This window comes from Rhizobium viscosum (assembly GCF_014873945.1).
In the GTDB taxonomy this organism is placed as follows: Bacteria; Pseudomonadota; Alphaproteobacteria; order Rhizobiales; family Rhizobiaceae; genus Rhizobium; species Rhizobium viscosum.
In genome coordinates this window covers 2194679-2210876 of the sequence record NZ_JADBEC010000001.1, presented here as the reverse complement: position 1 = coordinate 2210876, position 16198 = coordinate 2194679, and the positions used below count along the sequence as shown (strand labels likewise).

Below are 16198 nucleotides of genomic sequence, written 5' to 3'. Positions count from 1 at the left end.
ACGGAACCGGCTGGACACCCGGACAGGACCTCCGTCCGGGTGTTTCCTTCCCAGCACTTGGTGCGTCCGAACCCTTACCGACCGAGTAGCCGGATAGGAATTTTACGGTTGCGGTATCGCAGGCCCGGTGATAGCTTCCGCCACAATTCACGGGGGAGCTCCGAATTGCCGGGGCTGAGATGTGAGGCGCATGCCTCCGGACCCTTCAAAGCTGATCTGGGTAATGCCAGCGGAGCGAGGTCCAAGTGTTTTCCGGCGCACAAGTGTCTCTATATCCGATGTCCGGCAATTTCGTCGGCATCATCCTTGAAGCGATCAAGGCTCTCGATCCCTATCGCGATCGTCTTCGCATCGAAACCGACGATATTTCCACGCTGATGGTCGGCCCGCCCGACGTGCTGTTTGCCGCCATGCGCGACCTCTTCGTCTCGGCTGCCGCAAGCGGCGAGCATTGCGTATTGTCCGCCGCGATCTCGCGGGGCTGCCCCGGCGAACCGGATGATGCGATCTGCGGCGTCGGCCTGTCTTCCAGCCGATCAGAGCCGCTCGCCGAACGGGTGGAAGCCGCGATCGCGGCAGTCAGGGATACGACCGAAACCGGTCAACCAACCGCCGCCCAATTCTCTCTCTATGTTATGGGAACAGGCACCCATATGGACGAGATCTACGGCTGCATCGATTTCCTGAAGCGCTCGGGCACATTCGACCGCTCCAAGAATTTCTGTACCAAGCTGCGTGGCGATGCCGGCGCGATCTTCGCGACAATCCATGAAGCCTTCCATCGCTTTGGCGATCCCGAAGGTCATGTGACACTGGATATCACGGTCTCCGCGAACAGCCCGAGCAAAGCCTGAGACGCCTGACGGCAATGACCCTATCGAAACCGGATTCGACATTTGCGCCACTGAGGCGGGTCTTGCCCGCCATTCTTGCCGTGTTTGCCTTCCTGGCTGTCTGGGAGCTCTATGTCGATCTCTCCGGCATCAAGCCCTCGATCCTGCCCTCACCTTTGCGGATCCTCACACAGGGCTGGCTGAACAGGCAGGCGCTGCTCGACAATACCTGGCCGACACTCGGCGCGACGCTCGGCGGTTTCGCTTTGTCGCTGGTCTTCGCCTTCGCCTCGTCGGTGCTGATGGATTTTGTGCCCTTCATGCGCCGCGCGCTGCTGCCGCTCTTCATCGTCAGCCAGACATTGCCGCTGGTCGCGATCGCCCCTCTCGTCGTGCTCTGGTTCGGTTTCGGACTGCTGCCGAAACTTCTGCTCGTTGCTCTCGTCACCTTCTTTCCGCTGCTGGTCGCCCTGCTCCAGGGCTATGAAGCGACGGACCGGGATGTCACCGAGCTTCTGAGTTCCATGAAGGCAAGCCGCTGGCGCATCTTCTGCCTGGCGAGGCTTCCCTCCGCCATGCCCTTCTTTTTTGCCGGCCTGCGCATTTCGATCACCTATGCCGTGGTCGGCGCCATCTTCGCCGAATATGCAGGCGCCGCACGCGGCCTCGGGATCTATATCCTCAACGCCAAGAACAATTTCCGGCCCGACCTCGTGCTTGCCGCCGTCGTCGTTAGCGCCCTCCTGACGCTCTGCCTCTTCGGTCTCACGCTGGCGGTGCAGCGTTTCGTCATGCCCTGGCAATCTCCTGCGGAGAAACGCCCATGAGCGGGATGCTTGAGCTGAAGAACGTCTCGAAGTCCTTCGACGGCATGGAAGTGCTGAAGGACATTTCTCTTCATATCGCAGGAGGTGAATTTGTCTCGATCGTCGGCCCCTCCGGCTCCGGCAAATCGACGATCCTCCGCTTACTGACACAAGCGCTGCAGGCTGACAGAGGCGAGATGCTCTTTGACGGCGCGCCGCTCTCGCAAGCAGCGCACGCCTTCGCCTTCATGCCCCAGCGCGATGCGCTGATGCCGTGGCGAAGCGTCATCGACAATGCGATCCTTGGTCTCGAAGTGCACGGCATGCGCCGCAGCCAGGCGCGCGCCATTGCAGCCCCTCTCTTTGAACGCTTCGGCCTTGCCGGTTTCGAAAATCACTATCCCGTGGCCCTCTCAGGCGGCATGCGCCAGCGGGCGGCCCTGCTGCGCACGGTGATCCAGCGGCAGGACATGCTGCTGCTCGACGAGCCCTTCGGGGCACTCGACGCGCTGACCCGCACCCAGATGCAGGAATGGCTGCAGGGCATGTGGACCGATCATCGCTGGACGGCCCTGCTGATCACCCATGATGTGCGGGAAGCCGTTTTCCTGTCTGACCGTATCTATGTGCTTTCCGCCCGCCCGGCGGCCGTGATCAGGGAATTCGAAGTGCCGCTGAAAAGGCCGCGCACGCTTGCCGATCTCGGCTCCCCGGCCGCCCAGGCGATCGAAACCGAAATTCTTCAAACATTGCTGCATCCGCAAAGAACCTGAGGAGGTTATGATGCTTCTCACCCGCCGACAGACCCTTTTTGCCGCCATGGCCGCAAGCCTCGCCGGCCGCACTGCCTTCGCCCAATCCGCCGCAAAGGTGCGTATCGCGCTCGACTGGACACCGAACACCAATCATATCGGCATCTATGTCGCCAAGGCCAAGGGCTTCTATGAGGCCGCCGGCCTCGACGTCGAGATCCTGCCCTACGCCGATACCAGCGCCGGCACGCTGGTCGCGAACGGCGTTGCCGATTTCGGCATTTGCGGAGAGATCGAGGCCTTTACCCAGCGCGCCGCCGGCGCTGATGTGAAACTCGTCTATGCCGTCGTGCAGACGGAAACCGGCAGGCTGATCTTCAAGGGCGGCCGCAACGATATCAAAAGTCCCAAGGATCTGGACGGAAAAACCTATGGCGGCTTCGGCGGCGCATGGGAGGAGGCGCTCGTCTCCGCGATGATTCGCAACGACGGCGGCAAGGGCACCTTCCAGAATGTCACGCTCGGCACCTCGGCCTATGAGGCGCTCGACAACGGCGCCGTGGACTTCACGCTGGAAATCTACACCTGGGAGGGTATCGCGGCGCAGCTGGAGAACCGGCAGGTCGGCCGCTGGCGCTACAGCGACTACGGCATTCCCGACGAACAGACGACCGCGATCGCTTCCAGCGACGCCTATCTCTCGGCCAATCCGCAAAATGCCCCCGCCTTCATCCAGGCAACGCTCAAGGGCTACGCCTATTCGGTCGACAATCCGGACGAGGCCTGTGACCTCCTGATTGCCGGCAGCAACGGCGCGCTTTTGAATACCGAACTGGTCAAGGCATCGCAAAAGGCGCTGGTCGAAGGTCATTTCCTCAAGGGTGACAATGGCACGATCGGCATCATCGATCCGGCCAAGGCAGAAGCGATCGGCACTTTCCTGTTCGATCATGGCATCCTGCTTGATGCCAATGGTGTGGCGCTGAAGGAAAAGCCCGACTTTTCCAGCTATTACACCAACGATCTGCTTGGCTGAGACGACCCTGCCCTTGCCGGCAGTAGCTTTCCGCTGCAAAGTCCGGCAAGGAGCGAGGGAGTGACATGCAACAGCAGGACCGGGTGGCCGGAGCGGATTTCTTGCGTGCAACCGCCTGCCTGCTGGTTCTCATCCACCATCTTATTCTGCGCATCGACCTCAACAAGACCGAGGCATTGCAGCCGACGCTGACTGCCCTGCGCTTCGGCAATTTCGGCGTCGCAATATTTTTCATCCTCAGCGGTTTCCTGCTGGCCCTGCCGTTCTGGCGTTCCCTTGATGCCGGTTGCGCCGTGCCTGACCTGCGCACCTATGTGCTGCGTCGAGCGGCCCGCATCGTGCCCGGTTATTGGGTGGCTTTGACGGCGGGCTTCATCCTCAGCGTCACGCTGCTTGGGCATGCGCTGACGCCGGAGCTCGTTATGCGCTATGTCAGCGGGCTCTTCTTCATGAGCCAATGGCACTGGCGCACCTTCTTTCCTGTCGAAGGCAACGGCCCGCTCTGGTCCATATCTTTCGAAGTAACGAGCTATGTGCTGCTGCCGCTTGGTTTCCTCTGGCTTTTCGCTATCCTGGAAAAACGCCGTTCTCCGCTCGTGACGCGCCTTGCCTGGCTCGGCATCATTGCCGTGACGCTGCTTGCCCACGAAACCTTCCGTGCGCTTCTTCCCGCCAATGAGATTGATCGTGGCTGGCAATACGGCATGCAGGGCGGCGCGAAGGAGTGGATGCCGAACTATAATCCCGTCGGTTTCTTCGCCATTTTTGCGCTGGGCGCGCTCGCAGGCGGCATTCAGATCATGCTGCCGCCAAAGCGGCAGATCTGGTTCGACATCCTCGCGGTCGCTTCCCTGATCGCCGCCGGCTTCCAGCTGCCGCTTTCGACGGGTGGACCTTGGGAGGCCTATGGATGGCTCGGGCTCCCTTACGCCTTTCCGCTGTTTCCGATTATGATCGCTGTCGCGCTTGTAGCCCTCTCGCGCTCTGTGCTGCTGGCGGCACTGCTCGACAATGTCTTCATGCGCTTCACGGCAACCGTCTCATTCGGCATTTATATCTGGCAGGACATCGTTCTGACCTCGATGCAGACGATCTCTCCCGCCATATTCGGGATCGGCAAAGACGATCCGCTACGGGACTGGTTTGTCGGCTGCGCCTTTGCGACAGCAATTACTTTTCTTCTGGCGAGCCTCAGCTATTTCGCTATCGAACGGAAGGTAATACGACACGCCGCACGCATAGCGCGCAAGAATACCCCTAATACTCAATATAGTTAATTCCCAACCAGCCAAAAATATCAGGGACATATTTAGAAATACTCCCAAATTTGGATCAATTGAGGTTACGAAAACATTAAGGAAGCGGGTGACAAATCGATCCCGTCCATGTATTTGTGCCAGCGCGACGCAATATGCGAGTATTTCCACGGACGTTGCTTAATGAACGTGTTTACTTCAAATAAGCTTCAAGACACGGCTTTCTCTGCAAAGACAGTGAAAATGAAGGCTCTCGACGCAGCGAATTCCAATATTCGCCAGCCGGAAAGCTTTGCCTCATTGGATGGCCGGAACAGGCTTCAGCTTGGCTTGAAGAGAGCTTTCGACATTTTCGGTGCAGCAAGCGCGCTGGTCGTCCTGTTTCCCGTCCTTATGACGATCGCGCTTCTCATCGTGATCGATGATGGCGGGCCGGTGTTTTTCCGGCAAATTCGCTGGGGCCTGCGGGGCAGCAAGATCACCGTCTACAAATTCCGCTCCATGCGAGCGGATCTCTGCGATCCCACCGGCGTCGAACAAACCGTCAAGGGTGATCGGCGCGTGACGCGGATCGGCGCCTTCCTGCGCAAGACCAACATCGATGAGTTGCCGCAGCTTCTCAACGTCATCAAGGGCGATATGTCGCTCGTCGGGCCCCGCTGCCACGCCATCAACATGCGTGCGGCCGGCATGCTCTACGAAGAACTGGTGCCCGAATATCATTACCGCCATCTGATGCGGCCAGGCATTACCGGCCTTGCCCAGACGCGCGGCTGGCGCGGCCCGACGGAGCGCCCGACAGAGGCACGCGCCCGCATCGCCAGCGATATCTATTACATCAGAAATTTCAGCCTCCGGCTGGATATGAAGATCCTGTTCGGCACACTGATGTCCGAACTTCGCGGTGGCACCGGTTTCTAAGTAGTTCCAATTAATCTCGGGCACGGGCGGTCAAAGGCCGCCTGTTTTCGTTTCTGAGGTCTCGGCGTGGAAACCTTAGCTTTCGCCGTGATGAGAACGGCCTGCCCGGCGTCAAGAAACTTTCCAGGATGTCTCAGGCCACTTCCACGCGGTTTTCCGTGCTGCCGGTGACGCATGGCCGAAGCTCGTTGCGGCAGACTCGGCAAAAAGAAAAGCGGCCTTGAAAGCCGCTTTTCTCACTCTGTTTATCTCTGGCTGAGCCGGTCAGTCCTGCTGGACGACACCACGCAGATGCGTCAGTTCCATGATGAAGTGCTCCAGCCTGGATTTGTGCTCGTGGTGCTCGGCATCTTCGAGCTCCTTCTTCGCAGCTTCGATGCGGCGAGTGAGTTCATCCTTGTTGAGCTCTTGGACCGGAACAGCGGATTCGGCAAGCAGCGTGCAGCCAGTCGGCAAGATGTCGGCGAAACCGCCGAACACAATGTAATCCTGCTTCGATCCGGAACCGGAACGTACACTCACGATGCCCGGCTTGATGGTCGTCATCGTCGGAGCATGGTTGGCCATGACCGTCATTTCGCCCTCGGTCGCGGGAATGACGACCTCGGTCACCATTTGCGACAGCAGCAGACGCTCCGGCGAAACGAGCTCAAAGTTGAAATTGTCAGCCATCAGTGACTTACCTTCTCGGCTATGGCTTCTGCATCTTGCAGTTTGGTCCCGCAGAACGGGCAGTGCATTATCGCATGGTCGAGATAGCCGAGGCCTTCCTCGCTCTGGGCCAGCCCGACGACCATCATCATCACGCCGTTATCGGCACGGTAGATGGTCGGCGCTGCCGGTTCAGGAAGCTCTGCCACGACACTTTTAAGGGTGTCGCAGCAGAATATCTCGTCCTGAGCGTCGCTCATCAAGCGGCTGCGAGCTTCTTGGCCTTCTCGATAGCTTCTTCCATCGAGCCAACCATGTAGAAGGCAGCCTCAGGCAGGTGATCGTACTCGCCGTTGACGAGCCCCTTGAAGCCCTTGATCGTGTCTTCGAGCGCAACCAGCTTGCCCGGCGAACCGGTGAAGACTTCGGCAACGAAGAACGGCTGCGACAGGAAGCGCTCGATCTTGCGGGCGCGGGCAACCGACAGCTTGTCTTCTTCAGACAGTTCGTCCATGCCCAGGATGGCGATGATGTCCTGCAGGGACTTGTAGCGCTGCAGCGTCGACTGAACCTTACGAGCAACTTCATAGTGCTCTTCGCCGACGACCATCGGGTCGAGCATGCGCGAGGTGGAGTCGAGCGGGTCGACGGCCGGGTAGATGCCCTTTTCAGCGATCGAGCGCGACAGAACCGTCGTTGCATCCAAGTGGGCGAACGAGGTTGCCGGTGCCGGATCGGTCAAGTCGTCAGCCGGAACGTAAATGGCCTGAACCGAGGTAATCGAGCCCGTCGTCGTCGTGGTGATGCGTTCCTGCATCTGGCCCATGTCGGTTGCAAGCGTCGGCTGATAACCGACGGCCGAAGGAATACGGCCGAGCAGAGCCGACACTTCCGAACCAGCCTGCGTGAAGCGGAAGATGTTGTCGACGAAGAACAGAACGTCCTGGCCCTGGTCGCGGAAATGTTCAGCAACCGTGAGGCCCGTCAGAGCGACGCGAGCGCGGGCGCCCGGCGGTTCGTTCATCTGGCCATAAACGAGCGCAGCCTTGGAGCCTTCGCCGCCGCCATGCTTGTTGACGCCCGATTCGATCATTTCGTGGTAAAGGTCGTTGCCTTCGCGGGTACGTTCACCCACGCCTGCGAAGACCGAGTAACCACCGTGCGCCTTGGCGACGTTGTTGATCAGTTCCATGATGAGAACGGTCTTGCCGACGCCTGCACCGCCGAACAGACCGATCTTGCCGCCCTTTGCGTAGGGAGCGAGAAGGTCGACGACCTTGATGCCGGTGACGAGGATCTGTGCTTCCGTGGACTGCTCGACATAAGCCGGAGCGTCCTGGTGGATGGCGCGCTTGTGAGCGGTGTTCAGCGGACCAGCTTCGTCGACCGGCTCGCCGATGACGTTCATGATACGGCCGAGCGTTTCGTCACCAACCGGAACCGAGATCGGAGCACCGGTATCGGTAACCTGCTGACCGCGAACGAGACCTTCGGACGAGTCCATGGCGATCGTGCGGACTTCGTTTTCGCCCAGATGCTGAGCGACTTCGAGAACCAGACGGACGCCGTTGTTGTCGGTTTCGAGCGCGTTCAAAATCGCCGGCAGTTCGCCTTCGAAAGCAACGTCGACGACGGCGCCGATAACCTGGGTGACTTTGCCGACAGAGCGGGTAGCTGCCTCAGCCATTTTCTTACCCTCTTTCCCTAACTCAGAGCGCTTCCGCGCCCGAAATGATTTCAATCAGTTCCTTGGTGATCTGAGCCTGACGCTGACGGTTGTAGCTCAACGTCAGCTTATTGATCATCTCACCAGCATTGCGCGTCGCATTGTCCATCGCGCTCATCTTGGCACCCATTTCACCCGCGACGTTCTCAAGGAGAGCGCGGAAGATCTGGACAGAGATGTTGCGCGGGATCAGATCGTCGAGGATCGAAGCCGGATCCGGCTCGTACTCATAGACGGCGCCGGCATGGGCTGCATCTTCGGCAACGGCTTCAGGAGCCTTGGCCGGGATGAGCTGCTGCGCCGTCGGGATCTGGCTGATCACCGACTTGAATTCCGAGTAGAACAGCGTGCAGACGTCAAATTCACCGGCTTCGAACATCTCGATGATGCGTTTGCCGATCTGGTCAGCATTCTCGAAACCGATCTTCTTGACTTCGCGCAGTTCCTTGCGCTCGACGATCATCGACGCAAATTCGCGACGCAAGATATCGTGGCCCTTCTTGCCGACGGTGAAGATCTTCACCGTCTTGCCTTCGGCGACCAGCTTGCGAACGTGATCGCGAGCAAAGCGGGCGATCTGCGAATTGAAGCCGCCGCACAGCCCGCGTTCGGCCGTGCAGACGACGAGCAGGTGCACTTGATCCTTGCCCGTGCCGGTCATCAGGACCGGCGCGCCGTCCGCATCGGTAACGGCCTTGGCGATATTCGCCAGGACCGCACCCATACGCTGCGAGTAAGGCCGGGCGGCCTCGGCCGCCTCCTGCGCACGCCGAAGCTTCGCCGCGGCGACCATCTTCATCGCCTTGGTGATCTTCTGCGTCGCCTTGACGGAGGCGATCCGGTTTTTCAGATCCTTAAGTGAAGGCATCCGTTATCCGTCCTAACCTGGGGCCCGATTACTGGAAAGACTTGGCGAAGCTGTCGAGAGCAGCGGTGAGCTTGCCCTTCGTAGCGTCGCTGATAGCCTTTTCCGTGCGGATCGCATCCAGGATGGCAGAGCCTTCCGAACGCAGGTAGGACAACAGGCCCTGTTCGAACTTGCCGACCTGAGCGACCGGCAGCTTATCGAGGTAGCCATTGACGCCCGCGAAGATCACGGCAACCTGCTCTTCCGTCTTCAGCGGCGAGAACTGCGGCTGCTTCAAGAGTTCGGTCAGGCGCGCACCGCGGTTCAGCAGGCGCTGCGTAGCGGCGTCAAGGTCCGAGCCGAACTGTGCGAAGGCGGCCATTTCGCGATACTGGGCGAGTTCGCCCTTGATCGAGCCGGCAACCTGCTTCATCGCCTTGATCTGGGCCGAAGAACCGACGCGGGAAACCGACAGACCGACGTTAACGGCCGGACGGATACCCTGGTAGAACAGGTCGGTTTCGAGGAAGATCTGGCCGTCGGTGATCGAGATCACATTGGTCGGAATGAAGGCCGAAACGTCGTTACCCTGCGTTTCGATGACCGGCAGAGCGGTGAGCGAACCAGCACCCTTGTCGTCGTTCATCTTTGCAGCGCGCTCGAGGAGACGCGAGTGCAGGTAGAAAACATCGCCCGGATAAGCTTCGCGGCCCGGCGGGCGGCGCAGCAGCAGCGACATCTGACGGTAAGCAACGGCCTGCTTGGACAGGTCGTCATAGCCGATCAGCGCGTGCTGGGCGTTGTCACGGAAGTATTCGCCCATTGCGCAGCCTGCAAACGGAGCGAGGAACTGCATCGGAGCCGGATCGGAAGCCGTAGCGGCAACGACGATCGAATACTTCAGTGCACCGCGCTCTTCGAGAACCTTGACGAACTGGGCGACGGTTGAGCGCTTCTGGCCAACGGCGACGTAGACGCAGAAAAGCTTGTCCTGATCCGGGCCGTTGTCATGGATCGGCTTCTGGTTCAGGAAGGTGTCGAGGATGATGGCGGTCTTGCCGGTCTGGCGGTCGCCGATGACGAGCTCGCGCTGACCGCGGCCAACCGGGATGAGCGCATCGATAGCCTTGAGGCCGGTCGACATCGGCTCATGAACCGACTTGCGCGGAATGATGCCCGGAGCCTTGACGTCGACGCGCGCACGGCGGGTCGCGTTGATCGGGCCCTTGCCGTCGATCGGGTTGCCGAGAGCGTCGACAACGCGGCCGAGCAGTTCCGGACCAATCGGAACGTCAACGATCGCGCCGGTACGCTTTACGGTGTCGCCTTCCTTGATGTCTCGGTCGGAGCCGAAAATAACGACACCGACATTGTCGGATTCAAGGTTGAGCGCCATGCCGCGGATGCCGCCGGGGAACTCGACCATTTCACCAGCCTGGACGTTGTCCAGGCCGTAAACGCGAGCGATACCGTCACCAACGGAGAGAACCTGGCCGACTTCCGAGACTTCTGCCTCTTTGCCGAAGTTCTTGATCTGGTCTTTAAGAATTGCGGAAATTTCCGCAGCGCGGATATCCATCAGCCGACCTCTTTCAATGCAAGCTTAAGGGTAGAGAGTTTGGTACGAAGAGACGTATCAATCTGACGGGACCCGACCTTGACGATCAGACCACCAAGAATTGACGGATCAACCGTGACAGCAATTGCCACGTCTTTGCCGGTGACGCCCTTCAGCGCCGCCTTCAATTCATTTTCCTGCTCTGCCGAGAGAGCATGAGCCGAAGTGACTTCGGCAGAAATTTCGCCGCGATGATTGGCAGCAATGATGCGGAAGGCCTTGATCATGCCCGGCAGGGCAAAGAGGCGGCGGTTACGCGCCACGACCTTGAGGAAATTGGCAAAGAAGCCCGAGAGACCAGCCTTTTCGCTGATTGCAACGATGCCCTTGAGCTGATCTTCTGCGGAGAAAACCGGGCTTTGGACAAAGCGCTTCAGGTCGTCGCTTTCGTCCAGCATGGCCTGGAAACGGTCGAGATCGGCGGTAACGCTGTCGACTGCGCCTTCTTCGAGCGCCAACTCGAAAAGCGACGAGGCATAGCGCTCTGCAACACCAGAAGTAAGCTGGGACGTGTCTGCCACGGGCACAAATTTCCCTGATTTCAATTCAAAATCGGACTTCCGGCGGGCGCCGAACCTATGACTTTGAATTCGTTTTGATTTCCCCCAGAAATCGCAAGAGAAGCCTCTTGCTTCTTCCGAAATTCGGGGTCCGTCTAACATAGGATGTTCGGACTCGCAACACGCGTAACGTCCGAATACGTGTTTCGCATGATTTTCTGTCAGCAAAATTACGGAAACATCCAGAAGCAGCCCGCAAATCGCATGAATTTCGGCTTTGGATCAGCCCTGCAAGAAGCCGAATACGTGTAGCAACGGCAATGCGGCTATCGCCATCTGCACAACCAGAAGTAAATAGTTGAGGAGCGTGCTCCCCTTATCGGACAGGATGGAAATGATGCGTGCGAAAGCCGCCATCGCGAAGGCCGCTCCGAGCGACAGATAGGTCCAATCCTGCGCCAGCATGATCGCGGCAACGCCGAGACCGAGATAGAGGCCGCCCATGGAGCGCACTTCGCTGAAGCCTTCGCGCCGTTCACCGCGAGGCGCCAGACCAAAAGCCCGCATGGCAAGACCGGGCGCAAACATGATGACGAAGCCGGCAAGTGCGGTGAAGGCTGCTGCACCAAAGGCAAGCTGCTCGCCAAATTCCGTCGGAAAGTAGAATTCCATGCCTCGCCCCAAATAATCAGCTGATTCTGCGTTTATGCCACGATCAGCGACATCCGGAAACGCCAGGAGGAAATGATCTACAGGAAGCTCTGCGGGTCGATATCGAGCTGCACCTGAACCGAGCCCCGCTCCTTCGGCGCTTGCGACAACATCGCGCGCAGATAGGCCTGCATGTCGGAGTTTCGGCGTCCGTGCACCAGCAGACGGAAACGATGGCGGCCGCGCACCAGCGCCAGCGGCGCTTCTGCCGGGCCCAGCACGGAAATGCCCGAAACCTGCGGTGCCGCATTGCGCATGCCGCGCGCGTGGTTTTCCGCATCGTGCCGCGTGTCGGCAGAAACGATGATGGAGGCGAGCCTGCCGAAAGGCGGAAGGATCGCACGCTCCCGCTCACTGATTTCGCGCTCGTAAAAGGCCCGCGCGTCGCCGGAGACGATTGCCTGCATGACGGGATGCTGCGGCTGATAGGTCTGCAGCAGGCCGTGGCTTTTGAGGCCGGTTCGCCCGGCACGACCAGTGACCTGCGAGAGAAGCTGGAATGTTCGCTCCGCCGCACGCGGATCACCGTTCGCCAGGCCGAGATCGGAATCGACGATGCCGACCAGCGTCATCAGTGGAAAATTGTGCCCCTTGGCGACCAACTGCGTACCGATGACGATATCCGCCTCGCCTTTGGCGATGGCATCGAGCTCCAGCCGCAGCCGCTTCACCCCGCCCATGATGTCGGAAGAGAGGACAATTGTGCGCGCATCCGGAAAATGTCGTTCTACTTCTTCGGCGATGCGTTCCACACCCGGCCCGCAGGCGACGAGGTGGTCGAGCGTTCCGCATTCCGGGCAAGCCTCCGGCGTCGGCTCGGAATGACCACACTGATGGCATTGCAGCTGCCGGCGAAAGCGATGCTCCACTAGCCAGCTCGAACATTGCGGGCACTGGAAACGATGGCCACACACGCGACAGAGCGTCAGCGGCGCATAACCGCGGCGATTGAGGAAGAGCAGCGCCTGCTCGCCCTTTTCCACCGTCTTGCCGATCGCCCGGACCAGTACCGGCGACAGAAAACCACCGCGCTCAGGCGCGTGGCGCCGCATGTCGACCAGATGCAAGTCGGGCAGCGCGGCATCGCCGAAACGTGTCGGCAAATGGATTGTGCTGTAGCGTCCGCTCTGGCCGTTGACCTGGCTTTCGACGGAGGGCGTCGCCGAAACGAGAACGACGGGAAAATCGCCGATCCGCGCCCGCACGACCGCCATGTCACGCGCGTTGTAGTAGACCCGGTCTTCCTGCTTATAGGCAGGATCGTGCTCTTCATCGACAATGATGAGGCCGAGATTCTCGAAAGGCAGGAACAGCGCCGAACGCGCGCCGGCGACCACCCGTACCTCACCCGTCACCGCCTGGCGCCAGACCTTTTCGCGCATACGCGGGGCAAGGTCGGAATGCCACTCGGCAGGTTTCGCACCGAACCGGTCCTGGAAGCGTTCGAGAAAACTTGCAGTGAGCGCGATCTCCGGCAGCAGGATCAGCACCTGTTTGCCGCGCCTCAGCGTCTCGGCGATCGCCTCGAAATAAACTTCCGTCTTGCCGGAACCGGTCACGCCGTCGATCAGCGAAACCGCGAATTCACCCTTGCGCACTTCGTCCAGAATTTCTTCAGCCGCCTCCTTCTGCGGCCCCTCGAGGCGGGAACCGATAAAGTCCGGATCAGGCTCGGCGACGACAGGTGGCGGCGACAGGAAGATCGTCTCGAAAATGCCTCGCGCGATCAGCCCATCGACGACGCTGGTGGAAACGCCGGCTGCATGCGCAAGGCCGGTCCGCGTCCAGGACAGCCCCTCAGCGGCAGTGTCGAGCACGCGGGCGCGCGCCGGCGTCATCCGCTCCGGCTCACCGCCGACGAAGCGCAATCCTTCCACCATCGGCTCCGGTTCGAAGGCATTCGGCGCTCTCAGCGCCATACGCGCCACCAGTCCGGGTGGTGAAAGCGTATAGGCGGCGACCCAGTCGATGAAATCCCGCATCTCCTTGTTGAGTGGCGGGCAATCGAAGACATGGGTGATGGGCCTGAGCTTCTTCGGATCGACATCATCCTCGACGCCATCCCAGACGACACCGATCACCTGGCGCGGCCCAAGCGGCACCTGCACGACCGAGCCGGGCTCGACCGCCATGCCCTCAGGCACCGAGTAAGAATAGGGCCTTGGCGCCGGCATCGGCACCAGCACCGGAACCGTGCGGTTCGCGGGCGGAGCCTCGAAAAGTGCACCAAAGAGATCGGACGAATCTGTGCTCATCGCGGCAGACCATGCCCGCAACGGCCGTAAATTGGAACCCGCCGACAATGAGGGTTAATCGTCATCATCGTCTTCACCGGTGATGGTTCCCGTCAGCCGCATGCCTTCGATCCACGTGGCGCCATTCTCGCGGATAACCTTTCGCGGACGAACACCACAGCGTTGGCGCACCGCCTCGGCCAGTTGTACCGAATGGGTAACGATCCAGATCTGGCTGCTCTTTGACGCTTCTGCGATCATGTCAGCGAGCGGCACCAGCATATCGGGATGCAGGCTCGCCTCCGGCTCGTTCAGGGCAATGAGCGCCGGCAGCCTGTAGGAGAGCAATGCGGCAGCAAGACCGAGGAAGCGAATCTGCCCATCAGACAGTTCACGCGGATGGAAGACACGGTTCGGGAAATCCGGAAGCATCAACCCGAACTCGGCCGTCTCGCCCGGTTCCGGCACGACAAGCCTCGCCCCGCCGAGCGCCGATGCCAGGATGCGATCGAGCTCGACCGTGTCCTGGCGAGTATGTGCAAGCGTTGCAAAGACGGCGGCGAGATTGGACCCGTCCTCATCCAGAATCGGGCTCGTGACCGGTAGACAGGGGTGGCGAAGCGGAGACGCCCTGTCGGTACGAAAACCGTGGAAGAAGCGCCAGTTGTTGACAACGCGGCGGAAGGCGGCAATCTCAGGAAAATGGCCGGCATCCCCAAGAAGCGCGATCGCGGTTTCCGATGTCAGCGCTTCGTCCGGATAATCCTGCATCCGTCCTGCAGCATCGCGAACGGAGATGCCAGCACCGGCACGTTTCATCATCGTCACTGCGCGACGGCCGGTTTCGACGGACAGTTCTTCAGTCTTGATCTGCGGCTCCAGCGCGAATCCGGCCGCCGCCGGCGAACGCAGCCCTGCTTCGACATGATATCGGAATGTGACGGCGCGCTCCTCATCGACGATCTCGACCTCCAGACGGATTCGGACAGGTCCGTCGGACGCGCGGCGCGATCCGGACCAGAGGGCTGAGAACATCCCGCCCTCCGCGGCCAATTCATATGCCAGCCGCCCGCGAACCGCCGCCTGCACGAGCTGCAGCGCCCGATAAAGATTGGACTTGCCGGCACCGTTCTCGCCAAGAAACAGCGTCGTATCCGCCAGATCCATACGGATTGAGCGCAGTGACCGGTAATTCTTGGCAAACATGGAGCGAAGACGCATGTCTCCGCTTTAGCGCAAAGCAGCGCTAAAAAGAATGGGCAGCAAGTGGTTCCAGCGCCGGCTCACCGGAGACCGGCACGAACCGCGCATCGCCGTCAGTGGCAAGCGCGGCAACGGTATGCTGCTCCAGGGCCTTGGTCACGTCGTTGATGTCGCCATCCAGATGCTCGACGGGGATGAGGTCGCCGACCATGAAATCGAAACGATCGCCGCGCTTGTTCAGGAGTTCGTGGAAGACCGTCATGTCGCGCAGCTCTGTCGACCACTTGGCAAACCAGTAAAACAGGCCGGAATTGCGCGCCGTCATATGAACGGGAAGGATCGGCAGGCCGTATTTGCGGGCAAGGCCAACCGCCGATGTCTTCCAGGGCCGCTCGTTCAACCGGCCGTTCGCCCAATAGGCGATGCGGCCGGACGGGAAAAGCACAGTCGCCTTGCCTTCCTTCACCGCATGATTGGTCAGTTGCAACGTCTCGCGCGTCTTGAGCTTGCTCTTGAATTCCTCGCGCCATTCGACCGGAATGATGATTTCCGAAAAGCGTGGATTGACGCGCACCGCATCGCGATTGGCAAAGAACATCATGTCCGGGCGGCGCGTCTTCAAAAGGTCGAAGACAGCAACTCCGTCAGCAATGCCGGTCGGATGATTGCTGACGAGAATGAAGCCGCCCGATGCCGGAATGCGCTCGGCATTAGTGACGTTGATGTCGAGCTTCAGCAGGTTGCTCATATATTCGAACGACTGAAAGCCCGGCATGTTGGCGACGTCATTGGCGAATTCGAGTGCCTTGTTGTAGCGCAGCAGCGTATAGAGAAACGGCCGCATGAGCGGCCACAGAGGATGGCGGACGATCTTCTGTCCGCGCTCGGCAATCAGGATATCGACGATATGGCCGGGTCTTCCGTGTGAAACCAGGGCAATCGCTTCCGCGAGCTGTCCAAAGGCCGTCATGGAATCGCGCCGTGCCATGAAAATTCCTGTTTTACGGAAGCTATAAGCTATCTCAATGAATTATGATCGATACATGACAAGGGCTTGGCACGCATTAGCAATTCCATAACGCCACTGTTTCAGAATTGGCGTCA

General features: G+C 59.9%; 16 protein-coding genes. 6 read left to right on the top strand and 10 right to left on the bottom strand.

The genetic code is table 11. The features are described from left to right. The first annotated feature begins 245 nt into the window (after positions 1 to 245). The 6 genes from H4W29_RS10950 (at position 246) to H4W29_RS10925 (ending at position 5604) form a co-directional block, all read left to right on the top strand. Positions 246 to 854 (top strand): YkoF family thiamine/hydroxymethylpyrimidine-binding protein, encoded by a 609-nt coding sequence (locus tag H4W29_RS10950; RefSeq protein ID WP_192728937.1) that lies wholly within the window; start codon positions 246 to 248, stop codon positions 852 to 854. A gap of 14 nt (positions 855 to 868) precedes the next feature. Then, positions 869 to 1660, top strand: a complete 792-nt coding sequence (locus H4W29_RS10945; RefSeq protein ID WP_192728936.1) for an ABC transporter permease — start codon at positions 869 to 871, stop codon at positions 1658 to 1660. Continuing rightward, entirely contained in the window at positions 1657 to 2412 is a 756-nt protein-coding gene (locus H4W29_RS10940) for an ABC transporter ATP-binding protein (protein ID WP_192728935.1), read from the top strand. Before H4W29_RS10945 ends, H4W29_RS10940 begins: the two co-directional genes overlap by 4 nt. Before the next feature lie 7 nt (positions 2413 to 2419). Further along, positions 2420 to 3427 carry an ABC transporter substrate-binding protein gene (locus H4W29_RS10935; RefSeq protein WP_192728934.1) on the top strand — a complete coding sequence of 336 codons (1008 nt, stop codon included), beginning with the start codon at positions 2420 to 2422 and terminating at the stop codon, positions 3425 to 3427. A 65-nt stretch (positions 3428 to 3492) separates the two neighbouring features. Continuing rightward, positions 3493 to 4704 carry an acyltransferase family protein gene (locus H4W29_RS10930; protein WP_192728933.1) on the top strand — a complete coding sequence of 404 codons (1212 nt, stop codon included), beginning with the start codon at positions 3493 to 3495 and terminating at the stop codon, positions 4702 to 4704. Between the two features lie 162 nt (positions 4705 to 4866). After that, complete coding sequence (locus tag H4W29_RS10925; protein WP_376776561.1) at positions 4867 to 5604, top strand: sugar transferase; 738 nt, start codon at positions 4867 to 4869, stop codon at positions 5602 to 5604. A gap of 264 nt (positions 5605 to 5868) precedes the next feature. Here the strand turns inward: H4W29_RS10925 and H4W29_RS10920 are convergent, their stop codons facing one another. From H4W29_RS10920 to H4W29_RS10875, 10 genes are all read right to left on the bottom strand, one after another. Next, positions 5869 to 6276 carry a F0F1 ATP synthase subunit epsilon gene (locus H4W29_RS10920; RefSeq protein WP_192728932.1) on the bottom strand — a complete coding sequence of 136 codons (408 nt, stop codon included), beginning with the start codon at positions 6274 to 6276 and terminating at the stop codon, positions 5869 to 5871. After that, complete coding sequence (locus H4W29_RS10915) at positions 6276 to 6515, bottom strand: hypothetical protein (RefSeq protein ID WP_113324252.1); 240 nt, start codon at positions 6513 to 6515, stop codon at positions 6276 to 6278. Before H4W29_RS10915 ends, H4W29_RS10920 begins: the two co-directional genes overlap by 1 nt. Further along, positions 6515 to 7942, bottom strand: a complete 1428-nt coding sequence (gene atpD, locus H4W29_RS10910) for a F0F1 ATP synthase subunit beta (RefSeq protein WP_192728931.1) — start codon at positions 7940 to 7942, stop codon at positions 6515 to 6517. The genes H4W29_RS10915 and atpD overlap by 1 nt, the downstream gene beginning before the upstream one ends. Positions 7943 to 7964: 22 nt before the next feature. Next, a complete protein-coding gene (locus H4W29_RS10905; RefSeq protein WP_192728930.1) occupies positions 7965 to 8849 on the bottom strand; it encodes a F0F1 ATP synthase subunit gamma in 885 nt (294 codons plus the stop codon). A 28-nt stretch (positions 8850 to 8877) separates the two neighbouring features. Continuing rightward, positions 8878 to 10407: a F0F1 ATP synthase subunit alpha gene (gene atpA, locus H4W29_RS10900; protein ID WP_192728929.1), complete on the bottom strand. Its 1530-nt coding sequence runs from the start codon at positions 10405 to 10407 to the stop codon at positions 8878 to 8880. Next, positions 10407 to 10973, bottom strand: coding sequence for a F0F1 ATP synthase subunit delta (locus H4W29_RS10895; RefSeq protein ID WP_192730711.1), 567 nt, complete (start codon positions 10971 to 10973; stop codon positions 10407 to 10409). The genes atpA and H4W29_RS10895 overlap by 1 nt, the downstream gene beginning before the upstream one ends. A 255-nt stretch (positions 10974 to 11228) precedes the next feature. Further along, entirely contained in the window at positions 11229 to 11618 is a 390-nt protein-coding gene (locus H4W29_RS10890) for an AGROH133_08824 family phage infection protein (RefSeq protein WP_192728928.1), read from the bottom strand. 77 nt (positions 11619 to 11695) lie between these two features. After that, positions 11696 to 13912 (bottom strand): primosomal protein N', encoded by a 2217-nt coding sequence (locus H4W29_RS10885; RefSeq protein WP_192728927.1) that lies wholly within the window; start codon positions 13910 to 13912, stop codon positions 11696 to 11698. A 54-nt stretch (positions 13913 to 13966) separates the two neighbouring features. Further along, positions 13967 to 15112, bottom strand: a complete 1146-nt coding sequence (locus H4W29_RS10880) for an AAA family ATPase (RefSeq protein WP_192728926.1) — start codon at positions 15110 to 15112, stop codon at positions 13967 to 13969. A 25-nt stretch (positions 15113 to 15137) separates the two neighbouring features. After that, entirely contained in the window at positions 15138 to 16082 is a 945-nt protein-coding gene (locus H4W29_RS10875; RefSeq protein WP_192728925.1) for a lysophospholipid acyltransferase family protein, read from the bottom strand. Positions 16083 to 16198: the final 116 nt, after the last annotated feature.

Bases quoted from the DNA above. Each gene is read 5' to 3' on its own strand.
- H4W29_RS10945 (WP_192728936.1), top strand. From the start codon at position 869: ATGACCCTATCGAAACCGGATTCGACATTTGCGCCACTGAGGCGGGTC.
- H4W29_RS10940 (WP_192728935.1), top strand. From the start codon at position 1,657: ATGAGCGGGATGCTTGAGCTGAAGAACGTCTCGAAGTCCTTCGACGGC.
- H4W29_RS10935 (WP_192728934.1), top strand. From the start codon at position 2,420: ATGATGCTTCTCACCCGCCGACAGACCCTTTTTGCCGCCATGGCCGCA.
- H4W29_RS10930 (WP_192728933.1), top strand. From the start codon at position 3,493: ATGCAACAGCAGGACCGGGTGGCCGGAGCGGATTTCTTGCGTGCAACC.
- H4W29_RS10925 (WP_376776561.1), top strand. From the start codon at position 4,867: ATGAACGTGTTTACTTCAAATAAGCTTCAAGACACGGCTTTCTCTGCA.
- H4W29_RS10920 (WP_192728932.1), bottom strand. From the start codon at position 6,276: ATGGCTGACAATTTCAACTTTGAGCTCGTTTCGCCGGAGCGTCTGCTG.
- H4W29_RS10915 (WP_113324252.1), bottom strand. From the start codon at position 6,515: ATGAGCGACGCTCAGGACGAGATATTCTGCTGCGACACCCTTAAAAGT.
- atpD (WP_192728931.1), bottom strand. From the start codon at position 7,942: ATGGCTGAGGCAGCTACCCGCTCTGTCGGCAAAGTCACCCAGGTTATC.
- H4W29_RS10905 (WP_192728930.1), bottom strand. From the start codon at position 8,849: ATGCCTTCACTTAAGGATCTGAAAAACCGGATCGCCTCCGTCAAGGCG.
- atpA (WP_192728929.1), bottom strand. From the start codon at position 10,407: ATGGATATCCGCGCTGCGGAAATTTCCGCAATTCTTAAAGACCAGATC.
- H4W29_RS10890 (WP_192728928.1), bottom strand. From the start codon at position 11,618: ATGGAATTCTACTTTCCGACGGAATTTGGCGAGCAGCTTGCCTTTGGT.
- H4W29_RS10885 (WP_192728927.1), bottom strand. From the start codon at position 13,912: ATGAGCACAGATTCGTCCGATCTCTTTGGTGCACTTTTCGAGGCTCCG.
- H4W29_RS10880 (WP_192728926.1), bottom strand. From the start codon at position 15,112: ATGCGTCTTCGCTCCATGTTTGCCAAGAATTACCGGTCACTGCGCTCA.
- H4W29_RS10875 (WP_192728925.1), bottom strand. From the start codon at position 16,082: ATGGCACGGCGCGATTCCATGACGGCCTTTGGACAGCTCGCGGAAGCG.